The sequence below is a fragment of the Peribacillus simplex genome (assembly GCF_001542915.1).
In the GTDB taxonomy this organism is placed as follows: domain Bacteria; phylum Bacillota; class Bacilli; order Bacillales; family DSM-1321; genus Peribacillus; species Peribacillus simplex_B.
This window is the reverse complement of the sequence record NZ_LNNH01000010.1, coordinates 387,714-409,979: the sequence shown is the minus strand read 5'-3', so window position 1 is coordinate 409,979 and position 22,266 is coordinate 387,714. Positions and strand designations below refer to the sequence as shown.

At 36.4% G+C, this 22,266-nt stretch carries 24 protein-coding genes; 21 read left to right on the top strand and 3 right to left on the bottom strand.

What is annotated here, in order from left to right; all coding sequences use genetic code 11:
- Positions 1-112 precede the first annotated feature (112 nt).
- The 3 genes from AS888_RS04640 to AS888_RS04625 all read left to right on the top strand — a co-directional run bounded on the left by AS888_RS04640 (position 113) and on the right by AS888_RS04625 (position 3,061).
- A complete protein-coding gene (locus AS888_RS04640; RefSeq protein WP_061140993.1) occupies positions 113-967 on the top strand; it encodes a helix-turn-helix transcriptional regulator in 855 nt (284 codons plus the stop codon).
- A gap of 603 nt (positions 968-1,570) precedes the next feature.
- Positions 1,571-1,948, top strand: a complete 378-nt coding sequence (locus AS888_RS04630; RefSeq protein ID WP_061140991.1) for a hypothetical protein — start codon at positions 1,571-1,573, stop codon at positions 1,946-1,948.
- Between the two features lie 588 nt (positions 1,949-2,536).
- On the top strand, positions 2,537-3,061 hold the full coding sequence (locus AS888_RS04625; RefSeq protein ID WP_061141074.1) for an HPP family protein: 525 nt from the start codon (positions 2,537-2,539) through the stop codon (positions 3,059-3,061).
- Positions 3,062-3,497: 436 nt separating this feature from the next.
- Here AS888_RS04625 and AS888_RS04620 read toward each other — a convergent pair whose 3' ends face one another.
- Positions 3,498-4,901, bottom strand: coding sequence for a DUF2254 domain-containing protein (locus AS888_RS04620; protein ID WP_260320114.1), 1,404 nt, complete (start codon positions 4,899-4,901; stop codon positions 3,498-3,500).
- Positions 4,902-5,248: 347 nt separating this feature from the next.
- On the opposite strand from AS888_RS04620, the gene AS888_RS04615 reads away from it, so the two are divergent.
- Positions 5,249-6,061: an alpha/beta fold hydrolase gene (locus AS888_RS04615; protein WP_061140990.1), complete on the top strand. Its 813-nt coding sequence runs from the start codon at positions 5,249-5,251 to the stop codon at positions 6,059-6,061.
- 487 nt (positions 6,062-6,548) lie between these two features.
- Here AS888_RS04615 and AS888_RS04605 read toward each other — a convergent pair whose 3' ends face one another.
- Entirely contained in the window at positions 6,549-7,496 is a 948-nt protein-coding gene (locus tag AS888_RS04605) for an amidohydrolase family protein (protein WP_061140988.1), read from the bottom strand.
- 20 nt (positions 7,497-7,516) lie between these two features.
- The gene (locus AS888_RS04600; protein WP_061140987.1) at positions 7,517-8,350 is read right to left on the bottom strand and encodes an alpha/beta hydrolase; all 834 of its coding nucleotides are present in this window, start codon (positions 8,348-8,350) and stop codon (positions 7,517-7,519) included.
- Between the two features lie 111 nt (positions 8,351-8,461).
- Between AS888_RS04600 and AS888_RS04595 the strand changes: the two genes are divergently transcribed.
- The 17 genes from AS888_RS04595 (at position 8,462) to AS888_RS04525 (ending at position 22,037) form a co-directional block, all read left to right on the top strand.
- A complete protein-coding gene (locus AS888_RS04595) occupies positions 8,462-9,019 on the top strand; it encodes a TetR/AcrR family transcriptional regulator (protein ID WP_061140986.1) in 558 nt (185 codons plus the stop codon).
- A gap of 726 nt (positions 9,020-9,745) precedes the next feature.
- Positions 9,746-10,339: a hypothetical protein gene (locus tag AS888_RS04590; RefSeq protein WP_061140985.1), complete on the top strand. Its 594-nt coding sequence runs from the start codon at positions 9,746-9,748 to the stop codon at positions 10,337-10,339.
- 37 nt (positions 10,340-10,376) lie between these two features.
- A complete protein-coding gene (locus tag AS888_RS04585; RefSeq protein ID WP_061140984.1) occupies positions 10,377-10,583 on the top strand; it encodes a hypothetical protein in 207 nt (68 codons plus the stop codon).
- Positions 10,584-10,967: 384 nt separating this feature from the next.
- Positions 10,968-11,381 carry a DUF4362 domain-containing protein gene (locus tag AS888_RS04580; protein ID WP_061140983.1) on the top strand — a complete coding sequence of 138 codons (414 nt, stop codon included), beginning with the start codon at positions 10,968-10,970 and terminating at the stop codon, positions 11,379-11,381.
- 221 nt (positions 11,382-11,602) lie between these two features.
- Positions 11,603-12,598, top strand: a complete 996-nt coding sequence (locus AS888_RS04575; protein ID WP_061140982.1) for a phosphotransferase family protein — start codon at positions 11,603-11,605, stop codon at positions 12,596-12,598.
- 120 nt (positions 12,599-12,718) lie between these two features.
- Positions 12,719-13,732, top strand: a complete 1,014-nt coding sequence (locus tag AS888_RS04570) for a serine hydrolase domain-containing protein (protein ID WP_260320113.1) — start codon at positions 12,719-12,721, stop codon at positions 13,730-13,732.
- A gap of 182 nt (positions 13,733-13,914) precedes the next feature.
- A complete protein-coding gene (locus AS888_RS04565; protein ID WP_061140980.1) occupies positions 13,915-14,400 on the top strand; it encodes a DinB family protein in 486 nt (161 codons plus the stop codon).
- A 659-nt stretch (positions 14,401-15,059) separates the two neighbouring features.
- A complete protein-coding gene (locus AS888_RS04560; protein WP_061140979.1) occupies positions 15,060-15,335 on the top strand; it encodes a hypothetical protein in 276 nt (91 codons plus the stop codon).
- 123 nt (positions 15,336-15,458) lie between these two features.
- Entirely contained in the window at positions 15,459-15,641 is a 183-nt protein-coding gene (locus tag AS888_RS04555; RefSeq protein ID WP_061140978.1) for a hypothetical protein, read from the top strand.
- Positions 15,642-16,070: 429 nt separating this feature from the next.
- Entirely contained in the window at positions 16,071-16,244 is a 174-nt protein-coding gene (sda, locus tag AS888_RS24890; protein WP_081092312.1) for a sporulation histidine kinase inhibitor Sda, read from the top strand.
- A 254-nt stretch (positions 16,245-16,498) separates the two neighbouring features.
- The gene (locus tag AS888_RS04550) at positions 16,499-17,416 is read left to right on the top strand and encodes a DoxX-like family protein (RefSeq protein WP_061140977.1); all 918 of its coding nucleotides are present in this window, start codon (positions 16,499-16,501) and stop codon (positions 17,414-17,416) included.
- Positions 17,413-18,024: a DUF4166 domain-containing protein gene (locus AS888_RS04545; protein ID WP_061140976.1), complete on the top strand. Its 612-nt coding sequence runs from the start codon at positions 17,413-17,415 to the stop codon at positions 18,022-18,024. Before AS888_RS04550 ends, AS888_RS04545 begins: the two co-directional genes overlap by 4 nt.
- Entirely contained in the window at positions 17,993-19,546 is a 1,554-nt protein-coding gene (locus AS888_RS04540) for a YndJ family protein (RefSeq protein WP_061140975.1), read from the top strand. Before AS888_RS04545 ends, AS888_RS04540 begins: the two co-directional genes overlap by 32 nt.
- A gap of 80 nt (positions 19,547-19,626) precedes the next feature.
- Positions 19,627-19,794 carry a hypothetical protein gene (locus AS888_RS26075; protein WP_185113025.1) on the top strand — a complete coding sequence of 56 codons (168 nt, stop codon included), beginning with the start codon at positions 19,627-19,629 and terminating at the stop codon, positions 19,792-19,794.
- Between the two features lie 148 nt (positions 19,795-19,942).
- On the top strand, positions 19,943-20,698 hold the full coding sequence (locus AS888_RS04535) for a class I SAM-dependent methyltransferase (RefSeq protein WP_061141072.1): 756 nt from the start codon (positions 19,943-19,945) through the stop codon (positions 20,696-20,698).
- Between the two features lie 198 nt (positions 20,699-20,896).
- Positions 20,897-21,262 carry a cupin domain-containing protein gene (locus tag AS888_RS04530; RefSeq protein ID WP_034304537.1) on the top strand — a complete coding sequence of 122 codons (366 nt, stop codon included), beginning with the start codon at positions 20,897-20,899 and terminating at the stop codon, positions 21,260-21,262.
- Positions 21,263-21,542: 280 nt separating this feature from the next.
- Positions 21,543-22,037 carry a DinB family protein gene (locus AS888_RS04525; protein ID WP_061140974.1) on the top strand — a complete coding sequence of 165 codons (495 nt, stop codon included), beginning with the start codon at positions 21,543-21,545 and terminating at the stop codon, positions 22,035-22,037.
- The last annotated feature ends 229 nt before the right edge of the window (positions 22,038-22,266 follow it).

The window sequence follows — 22,266 nt, the reverse complement described above, 5'->3', positions numbered from 1 at the left end:
ACTCCAAATGAATAGTATACTTGTATTATACTTCGACGTTATCCTATTACAAGTGAGTGTTTATCCTGGTATAATGACTACTAGGTTAAACGCTATGATGGAGGTTATTGAAATGGATGATAAAAACAGACTTGACGCATTGTCTTCATTTTTAAAAACGAAGCGATCCCAAATAAAGCCAGAATCTATCGGTATACCTGCTGGTACACGGAGAAGAACACCTGGCTTACGAAGAGAAGAAGTTGCACATTTGGCGGGAGTTAGTACCACTTGGTATACGTGGCTGGAGCAAGGCCGGGATATAAAGGTCTCCACAAGCGTATTGGATTGTATATCTACAGCTCTGCAATTAAATCATGATGAACGAGCGTATCTATATGATTTAGCTTTAGAAGTGAAATCACCCATTATTGATCGAAAGAAGGATCAGCCAAAACTGAGTCCTTCCTTGGAAAGAATTTTAGCCGAGCTGATGTACTGTCCTACTATCATTACCGATCGACATTGTCATATTGTAGGCTGGAACAATGCTGCAGCTCATGTATTTTTGGATTTTGAACAACTTCCAGCTGACCAACGAAATTTGATCCGCCTAATCTTTACAAGAAAAGAATTAAAAACATTAGCTGTGAATTGGGAGCATTTCGTTAAGGGGTTTCTTTCCATTTTCCGTGCCTATTATGGTCACTACGTAGGAGATGAATGGTATAACCTATTTATTAAAGAAATGAGCGTTTCTCATCCGGAATTTCAATCTTTATGGCAAGAAAGTCAAGTGAGCAGAGCACCGGAAATGATGATTGAATTTAGACATGCCAAAGCCGGTAAGATGCTGTTCAATTTAACTTCCCTTCAAGTCCAGGGGGACATGGACTTAAGGTGCAGTATCTATACACCAGCAGATGGAACAGCCACTGAAGATAAATTAAAACGATTAATGAAGAAAATCTCCATTGAAGGTTCATAAACGAGTTACTGTGGTGAAAAATCTAACCTAAGCCTTTTTTTTCTGAGCAATAGATACGGAACGTAAAATCGGCAATATCTTTACGGCAGCTTTTCCTTATGGAACTAACAGGGTGGGATCGTTACATATAGTGCAGTGTTCCTTCTATGAATAAAGTTCTTTTACATTCACCATACTAAAATAAATTACTTGTGAAGGAGTGACCTGTTTGTTCGATGTGTATCCTATTCTAGCCACACTCTTAGTTGTCTTATTTTTTTTGACTGAAGGATATATTTTCTACAGGTTTATTAAAACTCCTGGCACCGGTCTTTTTTGGGCTTTAGCCACCTATGGAGCAATAGGTATATATGCCGCTGTCTTTATGATGATTTTTAATCTTACTGATTAGTTGATTTACTATATAAGGATTCGGTGAACAAAAGCCTGGAGTGAGAATACTTCAGGCTTTTTTCTTTTTTGCGAAAGCTGCATGAAGTAGTGGATAATGAAAAAACTTTTCCTGAAAAAGTGAATCTTTGGATAGATGATAATATAAAAAAAATCGATTAAGATTGGATGTAGAAGAATTTTCCAATTGAGAATAAGGGAGGAGGATTAATCATGAAAAAGTTTAGAATGAGTGTCTTGGTATTGGCGGCTGCGTTGTTGTTCCCTTCTGCTACATTTGCAAGCGGCTGGGATTACTTAGGAGAACAATCTCTTTTTTCTAATGGTGCTGAAAGTGATCAGTTTGCTTCTACTGGTGGTGATTATAAGATTTGTCGGGATTCTTACGTGGGCCCAGCCGGTAAGTTAAAAGTTGAATTATGGGAGTATGATCCTGACAGTTATAATGATTATGTAGGGGTAAGATATTTAGATCGAGGCGAATGTGGTATTTTCCGTAGTATTGGCAGCTTTGTTGATGGAGGAAATGAAGCAGAATTTTTTGCGAAATCAAGGACCAACAGTGATATGCATTTAATCTTTTATGATTAATTCACTAACTGAAGGAATGCGTAAACACATGAATATTCCTGTTACTATATAAGTTGTTTTAGGCTGAAGGATTTTCACTTCAGCCTTTTTTTATGCAGAAAATCATTCAATATATAAACCTTTTACATCGTCCAGAATTCAAAATTAAGAAAGACTACAGAAGTTAGGAAAGCTGCACTAACGGTGCAGGATAATTGAACAAGGTAATATACTGTGGAAAACAATATATTACTCTATATGTGGGGAATGATAGGCAGCTATAACCAAAAATAAAAAAAACTATGCGTAATTTTCTCATAAGGCTCCCTCAATCCACTAGGGAAGAGGATTCTTGTTAAATTATTTCATACAATTGAAGTAACGGGTGCATCAGCTGTGATCATAGCTCTCTTTTGGGCCATATAATTGAATGGAAATCATATCGGATACTGGTTGATTCGGTTAAAATTGGCATGGGGTTTAGGTGGTTTTGTTTCACCTACAAGATCAAGTTTTGTAATATAATCAGTGGATAGTTTTTTTTTTAGCAAGGAGGAACATAATTTGATTACAGAAGGAAATGCAGCAAAAAAGGAGCAAGCAGAAGAAATGGCTCAACAAAACATCCCTCATTATCTAATGAAAATGAGGGGAAAAGGAAAGAGTCCTCTGAAAGTAAATACGAAGGATGTTATAACTGGATTTATGGGTGGGGCTATTACTATTTTTATTCTAGGATTATTGACACGCTTTACATACACTCCATTGTTAATAGCTTCATTTGGTGCAAGTTGTGTATTAGCATTCGGCCTTTGGAATTCTCCTTTATCACAACCTAGAAATATCATAGGCGGACACTTCATTTCAACTTTAATAGGATTACTTGTTTATCATCTAATTGGAAACGAACCATGGTCTCTGGCCTTGGGAGTTGGATTAGCTATCAGTTTGATGATGTTAACCAAAACAACCCATCCTCCCGCTGGGGCAGACCCAATCATTGTAATACTTGGCTCTTATACATGGAATTATTTATTTACGACAGTATTGACTGGATCCATTATTATTGTGCTGATGGCATTATTAATCAATAATTTACGAAGTGATAGAAAATATCCTGTTTTTTGGATATAAAAGTATAGAATTAAAGAATAAACCACCGTTTTTCTCCATTTGTATTTTAAAAAAATAATCTGTAAAGATAAAATTCCCCACAGGTTACAGGTTTCGTAATTCATCCTTAGCGTATGAATTACGATTCTTGAAATAGTTTCACTTCTCTTCTTCACTGAAAATACCAGGACATTCGGATTCATAAGTATGCAACCCATTGTCTTCTTCAAAATACTGAGGGGTGGTTTTATTGAGCAAGTCATCTCTGCCCGTTGCTTCACTTTATCTCTACTCTTCATTGATAACATCCCATTCCACACTGTTTGTATCGGCTCTGCGATAAGTCTGATAGAACTAACGGGTACGTTAGCGCCTATGAATAGTAAAAATACCACCAAGCTGAGTGCACTGGTGGTGTTTCCTGCTGCAAAACTAATATACGATCAGTTGCATTTCATCACTCGGGTTTAGTTGAATTGGTATTTAATCCTATTTTTTTTCTTTGTTTCAAGAACTCTTCATACTCTTTTTCATGCTTTGTCGAAACAGCAAGATTAGATAGCGCATGGTGAAATTGCTGGTGGTCCAGTTTAAATAAAAAAAGGTTCTCGAATCCACTTGCAGTAAACACTCCAAACTCCCAAATGGCTTTATAGTCACGTGGATTAAGGGATTTAGCCATTAAAGCTAACACTTTTAAAATTTCAGTTGCCACAATTACATTTTCTTTAGCATAATGTCTGATATAACCAAAACCATGATAAAGATAATGGTTAAAATCCCTTTCCTGTAAAATCACGCGCAGATTATTATTTTCATCTATTAAGTAATTAGAAAAATTGGATTTGCGTGAAATGGAAGCAAGTACCTCACCAATTTGATAGATTGCATTTGTAGCTGTTTTGGGATCATAATTACCTATGGACCTAATCGCAACTTCTACTAGTTTGTTGATACTGAATTCAATATCTTGAACTTCAGATTGCCTCCTTTTGATACTAAAAAGCGAAAGATACTTTAGTTCATCTATTTCCTTCGCGTTTTTTTTCCAATAGGATAAGATAGGCGTTGATTCGAAAACATAACTTCCAATTGTATATTCCAACCGAATAACGATGCCATCTTTTTGAGCTTCATTAACCATGGTAATATAATCCACGAGTTGAATATAACCAGATTTCCTTGCAGTAATAGTAAATTCCTTACTCTCGGATATTGGGCCTTTAATGGTACTTATATCTTTTACTTTATATGGATCCATTTCATCTTCTAACGTACTTTTTACAATGCTTAACGCTTCTTTTTTCATGTCATAAGTCATTTGGTTAACCTGCAGCCAATTGACCGCATGATGAATGAAAAAGACAAACGTTCCTATAGATAATGCAGCTATTATCGTGGCTAAAACAGGTACTGCAAAATAATATTGTGCAAGATCCTTATTTAGGAATAGATAACATAATAGCATGTAGAAAAAACTTGCTGTAAAAATCCCAAGCACACGTTGGGTGGCTTTACTTGCAATGAAATTTTTCAACATGCGTGGCGAAAACTGTCCGGAAAATGTCGTGAAAACGACCAGAACCAAGTTAAATGTAAACGTAGTTAATGTCAAAGTGGCTGCTGTAAGCGTACCGACAATGGCTTGAGTTAGACTATAATCCACCGCATAAATAGTGATCATATTTTTTCCTAACTCATATTGATAGTCTGCCGTTAATGCAGCACCTACCAATAGAAAGGAGATAAATACATATATAACAGGCGTATACCATAAATTAGATTGAATAATATGAGATAATTCCCTATTTGACATCGTTCTAAATTTCTTTATCTTATCAAAAGAATTAATTTTACCCACATTCATATATCTCCTTTCAGTAAAAAATTCAAGGCATAAAGCTAATTTTCCAACAAGTTCTAAGGAACACTATCTATGTATTACCTAATCCTCCCCATCTTTAAACAGTTTATTCCAAAATGACATGGAAACGTAATCAACCTGAAAATCCGGATTCAATACATCGCTTATTTATTGAATAAAATGGATCATCGAGACGGATATTTTTGATTCCTTCTTCATGAACTATCGGGGAGGTTAGTTGAAGAAGGAATTTCAAATGTTATTCAAGAATATATAGAATTATGCCATCGAGATATAGGTAATGTTAAAGGGGAAAATAGAAAAATAGGAGAGGGGAGTTATAAATGATTGGGACTAGGAACGGGACTTTGGCAGTGTCTGGGGCGACCCTCCATTATGAAGTACGTGGCTCTGGTCCTCTACTTTTGATGATACATGGTGGAGGTGGAGACGCGGATAAATTCCAATATGTCGCAGACAATCTTGCTGACCGGTATACAGTTGTTACCTATGACCGCCGTGGACATTCCCGCAGCAGTCTCTTCAATCAAACTGAGAATTTCCGCGTGAAGACGCATAGCGACGACGCTCACCGTCTGCTAGCTACATTGACTGATGAACCGGCGTACGTATTTGGAAGCAGCTCTGGTGCAGTCATCGGACTCGAGTTATCCAAGCGCCACCCGGAGCAAATACGAATATTGATACCACACGAACCAGTCTTATTGCAATTATTAACCGGCAATGAGCTCGTACAGGCAAAGCAATTCTTGGAATCCCTTAAGAAGAATCATCAAAGTGAGGTCTTGAAGTTATTGTCCAATTCGGAAAGGGATACAAGTAATTCCGACCAATCGAAGGATGCGATACCAAAGCGTCTGTTAAGTAATTCAACGTATTTTGTTGAACATGAAATCCCGGGGATTATAAACTATTCATTAGATATCGATACATTGAAAACTGCAATAAAATCTTCGGCGATGCAGGTACTTCCAGCCGGTGGGATAGCTTCACGAGAATTTTTCACTTATGGATGCTCGGTAGCCTTAGCGGAACAACTAGGAACAAATTTTGTGGAGTTCCCCGGGCACCATGGAGGTTACAATTCAGAGCTTCATAAGGAGTTTGCTGAGAGGCTACACGAGGTACTGCGTTAATGTTCGTGAAGGATTGTAACCTGAAGGAAATAAGGCAATTGTATTTTTAGCTTAAGATCGCTGGGTAAAACCAAACGTGCAAGAATTTCTAAAATGGAACTGATATTAGCCAGTTCTTTTTTTGTGGAATGATAAACCGGTTCATAAAAAAAAGACCGTAATAGTTCGGACTTTGCCCAAAATGGCATGAATGCTTTGAACTACCAGGTGCTTACTAAGGAAGGTTGCTGCGGCAACGTTTTTTCTTACGGAACCAAAGGCGCAGGATTGTTCCATACGGACGGCTTTTCTTAATGAACATATGGGTACGTTAGCCTTCTTAAACGTATGATTCTCTTACATCTGATCGTCTTCCTTTTGTTCACAGGTGTTTAAGGGATGATGCTGGAAGTCAAAACGCATCACCTTTTTTTATTAAAAATCCTAATTCAAGGGAGAGGTAAATAGAAAAACCGTCACAAGCAAAGGTATATTCAATAGGTATAACCTACTCCAAATTCAGCAATCTATATGCATTGGTTTTGAACATTTTTTGCTTCACTGCATCTGATAATATACCCGTTTGTTCAAGTTGTTCAGCCAAACTAATCACAAATTTGGTTGGTGTGTACGGTGTGTCGGAAGCGTACAGCAGCTTATCCTGATCGACTAAGTCAAGCAAGACTGGCAGTTGTTGGGGAAGAACGATACCCGCGACGTCGAAATATTGCGAGCGCATGACAGCCATAATATCCACTTGTTCATCGGTCAAATCTGGATTCAACACTTGCGCCAGTTTCACACGACTTGCAATAATGGGGAGGACTGCGCCAGCATGTGGGATAATGAAGTTAATATGGGGATAGCGGACGAAAATCCCATTTTGCAACATGTTTAATACAGTGCGTGTCGTATCAAAGAAAAATTCCATAATTGGAGTTGGAATTTGACCCGCAATTTTTGTGTCATACTTACCAGGCTCATTGGGATGCAATGCGACAATGGCATGATGTTCATTCAATGATTCCATAATGGGGTCAAGAAGCGGGTCACCCAGGTATACCCCACGGGAGTTGGTGGGTAATGTAAAACCGGTCGCATGTTGTTCGGTTAGAGCTAGCTCGATCGTCGCTAAACTAGCTTCAATATGCGGAAGCGGTAGAGAAGCCAAAAAGCCGATCTGTTTGGGGTATTTTCGCTGCTGTTCAGCCGCATAGTTATTGACCTCTGCGGCTAACTCGATCGTACTGTTCATTTCTCCCGTATTAATGTGTGGTGACGAAATTGAAATCACCGAATAATCTATGTTTGTTTTATCCATAGTTTCCAGCGTCAAATCAATTGAATATTCTGGAGTTTTCACTCCATCCCCCATATCATTGAATTGCGTTTTTAAAAAATGCTTATACCCGGGAGAAAGATAATGAGCATGGAAGTCAATTTTTGAATAGTTCATCTATTTCATCCCTTTCTACGTTAAAAAAATACTTCTTTTACAGTTTGAGCAAATTCCTGGGGCTTTTGTGCATAGCCTAAATGGGCGCCAGCAATGGAGTGAATAGGTAAATCAAGCTTCTCGGACAAGTCTCTGACAACATCTTGAGGGAATGAACCCACTGAATCCGTACCATTAAATAAGATGATTTTTTCTTTTTGCTCTGCCATTTTGTTTAAATCAATTTTACGACTGGTGTATTGGAGAATTTCATATTTGAACCAATCGGCCATTCCTTTAACAACGGGGTTATCTATATTTTCGAGCGAAACAGCTGGTTTAGCCATCATTTTGGCATCCATAGGAGCGATATGCAGCGCTTCGCCGAATAGTTTCATGGCTGCCGCCATTCCCTCTGTCTGGAAAGTTTCAACTATTTTTTCATTCATGGCTGCCCAATCCGATGAATCAGGCAAAAATGAGTTGATTGGCGGTTCGTGGAAAGCGACTTTTTTTACAATCTCAGGATAGTCTTGCAAGGTTTCCATAGCGACAATTGCACCGGAACTGCTGCCCAAAATATATATCGGTTCATCAGTAAGGTGTTTTGCTAATGCTGCTACATCATTAGCGTCGGTTTCAAGACGGTAAGTGCTGTGTGGATTCTGGGCATCTTTCGGCAATGGGGTTGTTAATTCACTCTGTCCATAGCCGCGGCGGTCATAAGTTACAACCGTATACTGTTCTTGTAAAAGACCAGCTGTTTTGACATAAATATCTCCAGTGCCATTAGCTCCTGGAATCAAGATGATAACAGGACCTTGACCAATTTTTTCATAATATAAATTGGCACCATTAACCTGTAGAATACTCATTGCAAATCGCTCCTTTAAAAATATATTTAAAACTCCTTGCTAACTCATGTCACCAACTATATACTCATGGTATGAGTTAGTCAAGCGACAAAATTAAAGAAGGATGGAATTATGACAAAGCGAATTAGTTTATCAAGAGAAATTGTGCTAGAAGAAGGTTTGAAAATCAGTAGTGAAATGGGATTTATTAAACTGACCTACAATGGGTTAGCCCGTTCATTATCCATTCAGCCGCAGTCGATGTATCGATATGTAAGTAATCTGGAGGATTTAAAAAGTGGAGTTGTAGCCATCTACCTAAAAGGCTTGGTCGAATTGATTTACCATGAATTATTAGCGTACTCAGGTAAAGACGCGTTACGTAAATTCGCGTTCTGCGTGATTTCATATTCACAATCCAGACTCACATTTCCAGATATGGTTGGTGGACTTGCTGAATTCAGTGATACCGATGCAGTTTCACAGCAAATGGAAAAGCTGCATAACATATTAGTTGAAGTTATTAAACCCATTACAAAAGATGAATCAATGATTGAGCAAAATGTACAAATTTTTCTGAGTTACGTACTTGGACATTTGCAACTCATGAATAATGGAATTGCACCGAAAAAAGTAAATATTCAACAAAACTTTGAAGAGAACATCGAACGATTATTTTCATTATTTTAAAAGGACAAAAAGACAGGTAAATCGGCACACCCTCCCAAATCCGAGGGATGTCTACGGCTATCAGGAAATATTGATAATTCAGCCGTAAAGATGATTAATTTAGGAATCTCCCTAGAGGTTCCTTTTTTTTAGTGTGCCAGGCATGGCATCTATCTAGGTACACTGTGGGGGGACACATCGACCAACCACTAAGGAAGCGCAAGGTACTTATCGTGAGGTAAGGGCTGGAGGAAGCGTGGAATAAAATCTTGGCTCGACGAACAGGAATCTGATACTAAGGCTTTATAAAGGGATGAAACTCCTAAATAAGTTAAAGTCCAAAAGATGTGCGTAACTTTGTAGAATAAATCAGGCGAGTAAAAGAGGAAAGATAGGTGTCTTACCCTGGGAGGTCTTGCGGATGTACGGATGTACAGTCGAAAAAGGTTTATCGCAAGAAGTCAGCAGACATAGGATTATCTAAAGTTGTACAAAGAGCAATTTCAAACAAAAGACTAAAGCAGAGGGGAGTCCCCTCTGCTTTAGAACATTATCTAAAAGTACACACTGTGATATAAATTGAAACGCCGTATACGCGAACCGTATGTACGGTGTTGTGAGAGGGGCGAAAATAATACATTTATTTTCCCTCTACTCGATTGGAACTAAAGGGGGAGTTGTGATGAAGAAGGATTTTTTTTTTTTATATCGTATTTACTTAGTAATTATAAAAGGAGTGTGTAGAATATGAATCAATACCTGATAGGAATCCATGCAGGTGAGTTATCGAATCCTCAGCTAAGTGAATTAATGGAATATAACTCCAAAATATCAAAAAACTCAATAACCACGATATCAATTTCTTCCCCAGAAATTCTGACGTTAATGGTAGGGGTAGAAGAATCTCAATTATCAACTGGACTTACTGACCAATATTACTTACTAACTAATGAATTAAAAAAACGGAATCAATATCAGGATAAGTTTTATTTCGTTTATGATTATAGGAATAGAAAGATAGTAAAAAACCCTACGGTAAGATGTTTTCCTTTAATAAAATTAACGATTAGTGTTACTAAGTTACAAAGTCTAATTCAAACTGTTAAAGACATAAAACAAGAAGATGTATTTGCAGGCTTCAAAATGAACTTAGCAGAACCGGATTTACTTATCGTTGAAGTTCTTCTTTCCTCTCCAATGTTAGAAATGATGAATAAGGGTGAAAGAATACCTAATTCCTCACAATGCGATAAACATTATTTATATTTAAGCGAATTAACACAGTTACTTTCTGATCCTAGGTTATGTAACTCTGTTCAAACTAAGGCTATAACAGATTAGAGTCATTTAAAATTCAAAGTTTGTGGAGAGTGTTCATATGATTTGGTCATTATTATCTTTAGTGGGTTTACTTCTTATTGTTTTGGCTATCTTTTATTTTGTTAATGTAGCAAAAACATATAAAAATAAAACATTTAGTACCATTTCATTTGTATTTGATTTCATTTTTTCATTAGGCAGTGGCGTGATTTTGTTAGGTTTCCTTCTAATAATCATCGGAATGGCTATGGCAGCAGGCTCCTAATAATTTTTGTTTTTCGCGTCATATTTTATCATACAGTTTCTGCTGCAAGCATTATAGATCTAACGTATAACGAAAGGAATGTATCTATTGTTTTTCTTATATGCAATTTTATTTTTCATTATTGGATATAGCTTTATATTAACATTTATAAAAGCAATAAAAGACGAAGCATCCCAGCATCTTGCTGCAATCCTTTTTCTTGTATGGGCTTCACTAGCAATAATCGTTACTGTGAATGTAATGACATTGTAAAAACTGTTCTTATTCATCAATCAGGGAATTGCTTCGGCAGTTCTTTTCTTATGGAACAACAGGGGCAGGACCGTTGAAAAAGTGAAACTGAAAACGATTTTTAACGTCATATAACTAAAGGGGGAGTTTTTGGTGAGATATGTAAGTTTTTTAACTGTCAGCATAATGTTTTTGCTTATAGTTGGTTGTGCCGATATAGAGACTGATTCAAAAAAATTTGTTCCTTCTGATACGGATATCGTGAATAGGAATAATGGCGATATTGAAAATGAATCTAGGTTAAAAGAATTTATCAAAAATACAGAAACAGGAGATAAGGATAGTATTCGTGTGGTGGCTTACACGAAGGAAGGCGATCCAATCCTAACTGAATTAACATATAACGGAGAGCAGCTTGAAGTTACTGAGGATACCACTAGAGATGAATACGGCAGTGGAGAAATTAACACATTTGAATGCGAGAAAATTGTAGTTGAAGAAAATAAATACTCAATCATTGGTTGCCAAGGTGACAAAACACCTTATTACTTAGCAGAAGGAAATTAATGTGATATTCAATTGTGTAATTCTCAACGACCCTTTATCATGCCATGATTCTAAATCATCCTTAATCAACTAACCGGGCAGATTAGTTCAAGAGCGCTGTTTGATCTTTATTCGACAATTGGGCCATATTGTGGAATAAGCAGGAAATTTTAAATGGTTAAAGAAGTGATTATTATATTGAAGTTAATTTAAAAATATAGAGAGGACTTGGGGAATCTAATATGACTGCAGATATAATCTTTTCATCTAATAAATTAGGAATAATTTATAATAGTCAATTACAGTCAATGCTTGATAAATTTAATTTAGGTAAACTCATTTCATCCCAAATAACAGAAATTGGAGCTATGGGTCAAACAATGTTCGTTTCATCAACGAAAGGAGATTTTGTTTTTAAGGGAAACCCCCTTTATCCTGGTCAATTGGTAGAGGAAAAGTTCTTTGTAGAGAATCTCCATAAAAGAACAAATGTAGCTGTACCAATACCATATATCATTGATGATTCGGAACAAATTTTTGGTTGGAGTTATTCGCTGATGCCTCGCCTTCAAGGCGAACATCTAAAAGCTAATCTGAATTTAGATGAAAGTTATAAAATAGCTGAATTAATTGCTAAAACTCTATATACATTCCATACTTGGAAAGTGAACGAATTTGGTGAACTTAATACCAAAAAATTCGATATTATTCCCTTTAAGGATAACTATACTCAATGGCTTTTCAATAGAATAAAGTTTTGGTTGGAAGATGCAAAAAAATATTCAGAAATAACGGAAAAGGATTTTGAATGGGTAGAAACTTTATTGGTTGAATCCAAAGAGGCATTTGATAATTTTTCCTCTCCAACTTTTGTAATGGGTGATTTTAAGCCTGGGAACTTCTTGATATATATGGGGGACAGTGGATGGGAAATAAGTGGCGTATTTGATTTTACAAATTCTTATTTTGCAGATCCTATTTCAGATCTAATTAAGATGATTACATATTATTTAGATAACAATGACCGTAAAATTGCAAAGCATTTAGTCAATGTGTATTGTCGTGAATTAGAAGAAAAAGATGATCTGAAAAAACGTATTAAAGTACATATGCTTCATCAACGGGTTTTAGATTGGGGTTGTGCAAAAGCAATGAATAAGGTCACTTGGGATAACGAACTTCCATTTTCTAAATGGGTAGAAGTGTACACAGATTCAGTGTCAAGTCTTTTAGAATAAATAAAAAATCTTATTCAGCCACCGGTTAGTTCATTAATAAGAACCGATTTTCTTAATGAACTAACCGGTGCTTTCCTTCAGATTATAGATAGGATAAAAGAAAGTAGTGAAAGAATGATAATGAATAAAAAGATAAACACACAGTTTGATTCAGTTGTATCAAATGTTAGAAAGACATCTGAATTAGTTGATTGTTCAGGTGCATCTGTTTTTATAATTCATAACGATAATATTGTTATAGAGGAATATTGGGGTAAACATTCTAAGGGTCCTAATTCGAGGCAGATCCAAGAAGATACACAATTTCATGTTGCATCAGTTAGAAAAAGTTATATAGGCTTTGCAGTAGCCTATGCGGTTTATAAAGGATACGTAGACTCGATAGATGATTTAATAGAAAAATATCTTCCACCAAATAGTATGCCAATACCTAATTCGACTACTATAAGACACTTACTAACACATACGCATGGTATAACGAGTACTAACGGAGAGATATATCGAGAATTTCCTTCTGGTGAGAATTGGGCATATCGAGGTATTGGAATCGACATTCTGACGCAAATAGTTAAAAATACTACTGGGAAATCGGTAGCTGAGATTTTAACTAACAACGTACTTAAACCACTAAATTTAACGGAGACAGGATGGTACGGGGAAATTAATGAAAAACTTGTTGATGTAATACGAAAACCTAATGATACAAGTTGGACTACAAGTAGAAGTGTCGACGGCGATAAGGGGAATATGTATGTATCACCAAGGGATTTGGCTAAATGGGGATACTTTCATCTTAAACAGGGATATGTAAATAGGGAACAAATTGTACCAAGTAAAATTATAGATATGGCTACAACCGTTCAAAGTCCCAATTCATTAGATGTGGAACTCCCACAAAACGGTTACTTATGGTTCGTAAAAGATTTACCTGCAAGAAAATCAGAAATTGGGGAGCTTGTATCTAGAGGTTCCTATCAAATATTGGGCTATACTGGAGTAACTCTTTTGGTTATACCTCAACATAATCTTGTTGCAGTGCGTGCGTTTAATAGTTTTGGTTCTCCTAATGGATTTGATTACCTAGCTGATGTCCGAGAATTTGGTGATACTATAATGACCTGCTTAATGAACTAACGGGTGCGTTAGCTGAAGATCAGAGCTGTCTTTAAGATAGCTTTTTCTTATGCACTTATGGGGCAGGTTAGTTGAACAAGGAATTCAATCTATGTTTGTAGAAATAGTACAATTAACAATGTTTGGTATTGATCTTATATTATTTTAACAGCTATTTATTTTCTAAATGGGGAGGGGCATTTTTGCAAACTTTTTTTAGGTATATCTGGATGGTAAGAGAAGATTGGTATCGTTGGTGTGAAGAGTTAAGTGAAGAAGAACTTCTGTGGAACCGAACGGGTGGAATGCGCAGTATATTGCATACACTTTTCCATATTGTTGAAGTCGAATGGAGCTGGATACGTCTCTTACAAGGTAAAACTGAATTTCAGGAGAGTTTCGATAGTTATAAAAGCTTGAACAAAGTTCGAAAATTGGATGCCGAATTTCATTTAGAAGTGGAAAACTTTGTGAACAATTGGGATGCTAGTATGGAAAATCAATTATTTTACGATACCTTGCCAAATGGAAGAATCGTTACGGATACTTGGGGTGAAATCATTCGACATGCCATTGCTCACGAAATTCATCATATAGGGCAATTATCAATTTGGGCAAGGGAAATAGGGAAAAAAACTGTTTCTGCAAACCTTATAGGGCGGGGTCTTTCCTCACATTCAAGTAAATAATCCAAATAGAAATTAATTGAGAAATCGCCTTTTCCATGTTAAGCTGCAGGTCAGATTTGTGGAAGAATATGAGTTTGTGAAGAATTGTACTTAAACTAACGGGTGCGTTAGCTGAAGATTAGAGCTGTCTTTAAGGCAGTTTTTTGTTATTCAACTAAAGGGGCGGGTAAGTTCTAGAAGCGTAGCTTATTCGAATCTTAATTATTGACTACTTTTGTAATAACACCTAAAATTTAGTTAATTATATAATTTGGTGGTGTGAATTTGTTAACTACTATAAATATTCCAGGATTAATTCTATCTTCTCTTTTCGCAATATTAGTTTTGTTTTTACTAAGAAAACTAGTGCAATCTATTAGACGGTAAAACCGTCTTTTTTTTATCACAAAACTCAACAAGTAGGTGATTATATGAAAACTTGGATGAAAATACTTATTGGTTTAGTATCAATTCTTATAATCGCTATGATAATTGGAATTTTAAGCTTTTATTCAATTTAACGTTAGCTGAAACGGAGCAGACTTAGGGCAGCTTTTTCTTAATGAACTAAAGGGGCAGTATAGTTTAAATAAAGAAATGTAATTTTATGTTAAAATAAGCAAGGAGATTTTGAAGGAGACATATAATAAGATAAAAATCAAAATGTTGGGAGGATTAGCTTGTTTACTTCAGTTCTATTTATCTATTTTCCTATAGCTATTTTACTAATAAGTATCTGTTTGTTTTGGGTAATTAAGAACAAAAGACAGATATATATTTCTCCCTTGGTTCTAGTAAATTTAGGTATCATAACGCATCTTATTGGTTTGATGTTAATTGGGGGATTTGCAGGAATGGGAGTGAGTATGGTAGGTGCAATTATACTTGGAATAAGCCTGATAATCTTAGTTTTAATATTAATGACAGATTTAAATAAGAAAAGAAAATTGAAATGACCACTTAATTGATTAAAGTAAGGTTGCTGAGGCAGCCTTTTTCTAATGGAACTAACGGGTGAGATTTGTGAAAGAATGATTGTTAAACATTGATTCCGGAAAATTGTTATAAGAGGTGATTTTATGGATATTTATATATTTTTAGCAATTTATTGGGTTGGAATTATTATATGGTGGCTTAAAAATAAGGAAAAGGCTAAGAAGGAATTACTTCAATTAAAAAATAATTGGAAGACAGGAGTATCAATATTGCTACTTGTTTTATTTCCATTTTTAGTTATGGCTTCTATGATATTTGTATTGTAGTTAGTTTTCATTGTTAAGCTAACGTGGCAGGTTAGCATGTTTGTTAAGGTTTGTACTTAAACTAACAGGTGCGTTACTGATTAACGATTAATCAACTTTAAAGAGCCTTACTACAAAAAATGTAGCAAGGCTTTTACGTATTTGGATTAAAAATAAATAACGTTATGATCACTTTACAGGTTCTTTAGGTAAAACAAGATTTTCTACTTCCATTATGGCTCAAATAGGAATAATATATAGGTATTAATACTTGAATAATCTTAAAATTATGAAAATGATACTAATTTTAGGTCCAAAGGTTTAATTCGATACAAGAACGTGGTAAATATATTCAAGAAAAGTATCGAATAATAGTATATGAAATAACAATTTTATTGTTATCTAGTCTTTTCTAATTGAGTCTGTTCAATTTTAGGTGAGAAGGAGTGGATGATAATAAATTGCTTAAATAGGTTAGATGATGAACTATTGATTGAAACTTACCTCGCGGCTACCAAACTTAAAGATAGTAAAGACTTTGTGGAATTACTTAAAAACGAGATATGTAGGCGTGGTTTGAATGATAATAAATTATTTCAAAAAAAATTTAAACTAAAGCTGTGATGCGTTGAAGCCATTCTGTACAGGAATGGCTTTTTACGTTCTGTTAAAGGAGGTATCACCAACCTGGTGATACAGGTTGGGACAATTCAGGTAGGGACCAAGCTGTGCAGCTAGGAAAAAGTTGTTTACTTCTTAATAACTAACTGGGCAGGTTAGCTGAACTGCAATTATGGGCGATAATTCTTACAGACACTTCATAAATTTTACCATGTTGTATGGAAACTTATGTTACTTTATTAATGGAGGTGACATTTATGAAAAATAAACCAATCTATGTGGAAATTCCAATTCAGGCAACAGTAGACGAGGTATGGCGGATGACTCAAAAGCCTGAACTACATGAACAATGGGATTTGCGTTTTTCTTCTATTACCTATTTACCGAAAAAATCAGAAGATGATCCGCAATCCTTTTTATATGAAACGAAATTGGGTCGTTATGTTAAAGTCGCTGGCTGGGGTAAAAGTGTCGGTACGCATAATAAGAAGGATGGTTCAAAAACTTCTTCTCTTCACTTTGGTACCGATCAAAAAATTTCGCCAATTCGTGAAGGGAAAGGATATTGGCAATATATACCGAAAGATAACGGAATCACATTTCTGACCCAATATGATTATGATGTACGCTATGGTTTGCTTGGACGGCTTGTAGACTTCTTTTTTCGGCCAATCATGGGGTGGGCAACTGCTCTAAGCTTTGATGTGCTAAGACGCTGGATTGAAAAGGGGGAATCACCACGATCTCAATATGTCCGTTTCATTATTAACGCTATAGTTACCATGCTTTTTGCCTTTATTTGGCTTTATCATGGGCTCATCCCGAAGATGATTGCCAAGCATCCTGAGGAAGTATCGATGCTATCCAGTTTAACATCCTTGGATGGGACTGCTGCTGTGAAGGGTGTAGAAATAATAGGCGTTCTCGAGATTTTATTTGCAGTGGTTTGGCTGCTTTATCGTAAGAAAAGACACTTACTTATTGTGCAGATCATTATTTTTCCGTTACTAACCATTAGTGCCTTGATTGCTAATCCTTCATTAGCATCGCATCCGTTTACCCCTCTTACATTTAATGCTAGTCTGTGGGTCCTTTCCATCATTAGCTTCTTACTAGCAACTGATTTGCCATCGGCAGCAAGTTGCAGGCGGACGCGAAAGGGTGAATCATCATGACAATCTACCAAGACCTCTTAGGTGAGGATTTTCAAAGACTTCATCCTAAGCTTCAAGAGCGTTATGCCCTGCCAATTGGTAAACCGTTCAATGGGGTCGGAACGATGTCAAAGATTGAAACGGGGGCAGGCTGGCTAAAACCTTTTTTGAAATTAGCAGCACGCTGGAAATTTCTTTTTCCCGAAAATGGGAAGGATGTGCCGTTTTCCATCAAAAATACCTGTAGATCATTGCCGACAGGTGAGGCACAAATACATTGGGAGCGTACTTTTTATTTTGAAGAGATCACTCGGCATTTTAATGCGTTTATGACGGTCGATACGAAACGTGGAGTTGTAAAGGATTATTTAGGGGAGCCAAGCTTATTTTATTCGGATTTAACATTTGCGGTTACACCTGAAGGGCGCATTCACATTCACTCTGGTCCTCAACGTATCGTTATAGGTAACCTGGAGCTTCCAATTCCTCGGTTATTGGAAGGAGTTGTGACCGTTGAGGAAGGGTACGATGATGTCCGAGAAGTATTTACGATTCAAGTCGATATAAGAAACCGAATCGTAGGAAGGTTGATGGCTTATGCAGGCGAATTTAAGATGCAGGCTCTTTAGTCCAATCACCATTGCAGGTGTTTTCTTTTTCATAGCAAGCAGCATGTTGGCATCTGAATCGTATTTGTTAATGCTGACAGCTGCCCAGTTAATTTTCGTGCCACTTATGCTCCAGCTGCTATTAGAAACAAAGAGGAAATATATTATGTTCAATTGGATGGCCATGCTCTCCATTTTTTTACTGCAAGTCGTCCCATCAAGCACAGGACAGATGGTACTCGCCTTCATTTATATGACGTTTACCTTTTTTGTGGCGTGTAATGGCCTAAAGCGTTTTTTTCAGCGTGGTTTTACAAATTGGGCAGAAATATCCATTGATATTGGGATGATGTATTTATTTGTAGGCGGACTATGGTTCTTTGCTTATATGACGGGAATGGATACAGGTTTCAGTCCACTGATCACGTGGTTAACAGCTATTCATTTTCATTACTCTGCCTTTTTATTGCCCATATCTCTTGGGTTTTTTGGACGCTTACACGAGTCAACCTGGTATCGTGTAATTGTGCCGATTATTTTAGCAGGTCCCATACTGGTCGCCATTGGCATTTCATTATCGCCGTTACTGGAAATCATCTCTGTGTTGCTATACATATTTGCCATTTACACATTAATCGTCCTGGCATACGAAACACGTTTCCTTTCACACTTGCAGGCGATATTGATACGGCTATCGTTCAGTGCACTAGGCATCACAATCTTATTTTCATTGCTTTATGCGACATATAATTCATTTGGAATTTGGCTGGTTAGTATTGATTTCATGCTAAAATTCCATGGCTTGTTTAACTGTTTAATTTTTGGCATGTTAGGCGTACTCGGCTGGGTGCTTGTGCCTCCTAAAACGAAACAGGATGTCTGGAATTTCCCAGTGAGCCAAATTCGAGGTGCGTTAAAAGGAGCAGGCAAGCCACACCCGGGTCTAGTGGATGATCTAAGTGAGTTTGTTGATATAAAAACTTTACCAAAAACAATCGTCCATTTTTATGAGAACACAGATAAGTATCGGTTATTTGCGTCTGTAAAATGGGCAACTTGGTTTAAACCGTTTGCGGTGTGCTATAAATTGATAAGTACAAAACTACAGCAATTGAACTTGCCCATATCAAGTAACCGAACTGAAATGACCTATCAAATAAGCACTGTTGATCAAACGCTCGATGGGAGGGAAAACCCACGCGCATGGATTCGCCAGGTGAAGGGGAATACCGTATTTGTGGCCATTTATTCTCAGCACGAAACGAAGGGCAGGACGTATATGAATATTGCACTTCCGCTTCCCTATTCGTCGATGATTGGCATTTTACAGCTTGAAGCTATCGAAGGCTCTCTCATTCTTTCGAGCGAGGGAGAAAGTGACGCCGGTATTTATTTAGCAGCGGGCAAAGCGCTTCTCAAGCTTCCATTATCCGAACACTTTGTAATTAATGAAACAATGGCAGGCGTGCTCACAGCACAACATAAAATGCGAATCTTTGGCATTCCCTTCTTACATATTGATTACACCATTGATCAAAAATGATGGTGCAGGTTAGTTGAAAATCGAATAGGGTTTTTATGGTAAAATAAACTTAAATTATTTTCATAAGGGGTTTACCTGCTATGAAATTAGATGATAAAAAGAAAAAGGTACAAATGAAATACAGAGAGGAAATAAGGGAAAAGAAAGAAGTTGGAAATCACAGTAAAAAAATGCTTGTTATTGTTACTACAATTATTATTATTCTAGTAGCATATTGGGCAAATTCCGTTCTTTTTAGAACCTTTTAACTGTGTTAGTTCATTTGTATGGCCGCCAAATGGTGGCCTTTTGATTGTAAAAAAAGAACCCTTAATTAACGATAGGTGCAGGTTAGTGGAACAAGATTATAGAAGTAAAGGAAATGAATTTAAAGCAAAAGAACAGGGAGGCTTTAAAATGAAACAAAATGTTGGTACAGAAGAAGCAATTAAAAGGTGGGATAGTTTCGCGGATACATATTCAGCAAATCATACCGAACAAGGAGACCATCATAAAGAAGTTTTTTTAAATCCAACTTTATTATCACTTATGGAAACGGTTAATAATAAAAAAGTTTTAGATGCTGGGTGTGGCGAAGGGTATTTAAGTCGAATTTTAGCCAAGTCCGAAGCGAATGTAACTGCTGTGGATTATTCACCAAGGATGATAGAAATTGCCAAAGGAAGAACTCCAGATGATTTGATAATCGATTATAGGCAGGGTAATTGTGAGGACTTGAATTCTCTAGAAGATCAAAGTTTCGATTTAATTGTATCCAATATGGTTATTCAAGACCTTGCAAATTACGAGAAAGCATTTCAAGAAATGTATCGGTTATTAGTGGATGGAGGCTGTTTTATATTTTCGATTTTACATCCTTGTTTTGTTACTCCAGAAAGTGGTTGGGAGAAAACAAAAGACGGTAAAAAGTTGCATTGGAACGTAGATAAATATTTTTATGAAGGTGCGTATGAACAAGGTTTAGGAGATAAAGAAAAAATGTTATTCTTCCATAGAACATTAACAAGTTATATAAACACTTTAATCAAAACAGGTTTTATTTTAGAAAGCATCGTAGAACCGAAGCCATCAAAAGAGATGTTAAAAAAATATCCTTCATTTGAAGAAGATTTTAGATGTGCTGATTTTATAGTTTTTAAACTAAAAAAGTAAAGTTGAATATTTTGGTTTAGTAATCATCATCTAATGAACTAAAGGGGCAGTTTAGTTCAAGAGTGCTGTTTGATCTTTGTTCAGCAATTGGGCCATTTTGTGGGAAGATCAGCAGAAACTTTTGAGATCTTAATCAAAATAGTAATTAATCTATCGAAGTTGTAAAATAAAGGTAAGAATAGTTCTGGGGGGATTTATATCAATTATAACGCTATTAATCTAAGCGAGAAACTGTCCAAATTCAGTGAACACTGGTCGCCCAAAGTCATTGGTGAAATGAATGACTATCAGTTTAAGTTAGTTAAGATTCTGGGGGATTTTGTATGGCACGATCATAAAGACACCGATGAGGCATTCATCGTAATAGACGGAGAGATGTCCATCGCATTCCGCGATGGAGAGGTTAAACTTTCCAAAGGAGAAATGTATGTGATACCAAAAGGTGTGGAGCATAAGCCTTATGCTGAAAAGGAATGCCATATAATGCTGGTAGAGCCTAAAGGTGTAGTCAACACTGGTGAAACTAATTTTAAACTAACTGCTGAAAATAATATATGGATTTAAACCAATAATTCAGTTACTTTCTTTGGATCAACATATAAAAGGAAGTTACAAATTTTCCGCAATCGGGCACGATTCTTCATTAAGGGGCTGGAAACAGCTGCAACTAAAGGGGCAGTATGGTTGAACAATAATTAAGACGATAACCTAATCTTTTAGAAGGAGAAATAATGGAACAAGTAATAAAAGAAATTCCATCTAGAGGAATACTCTTTAACTGAAGCGAATCTATTGTAAGGTAACCAATAAAATCAACCTAGGATTAAATTGGAGGGAATAGAAAATGGATGTAAAGACACTTTTGTTACAACAATGGGCAAGCTGTTTGGATGAAGAAGACTGGTTTCCACCACTTGAAAAAGTGCTAGAGGACATCACTTTGGAACAGGCAATTTGGAAACCAGCTGATGGGGCAATGATGAATTCCATTTGGGAATTAGTTTGTCATTTGCTATTCTTTGAAAAGAGATATCTAATGCGATTTCTTGGTGAAACAGCGAATGAACCACAGGCAGAAAATAATGACTCTACATTTCAATTACCAACTGAGACGTTAGAAAATTGGAAGGAAACAAAACAAGAATACTTTTATGTTCATCGAGAACTTGGAAAAATACTAGCAAAATCAGAACATGAAGATTTATATAGACAGATTCCAGGCGATAATCCATTAGTGCTTGAACTGAAGAGTTTAGCCATGCATAACGCATATCATATTGGGCAAATTGTATTCCTTAGTAAAATGCAAGGTGCTTGGGCAGCGAAACGCAGCTTTTAAAAAGGCGTCATTAGCTTTACCGTTATTCCATTATAGGGATGCTTAATGGAATAAGAATAAGAACGGGAACGTCCAAATCGGACGTTCCCATATTTTATACCTGAAAACAACAATACTATTAACAAAGCCTAAGATAGAAAAAGTTGTGAAGATTCTCACTTAAACGAACGGGTGCGTTAGCTGAAGATCGGAGCCGTCTTTAAGGCAGCTCTTTTTCTTATGGAACTAA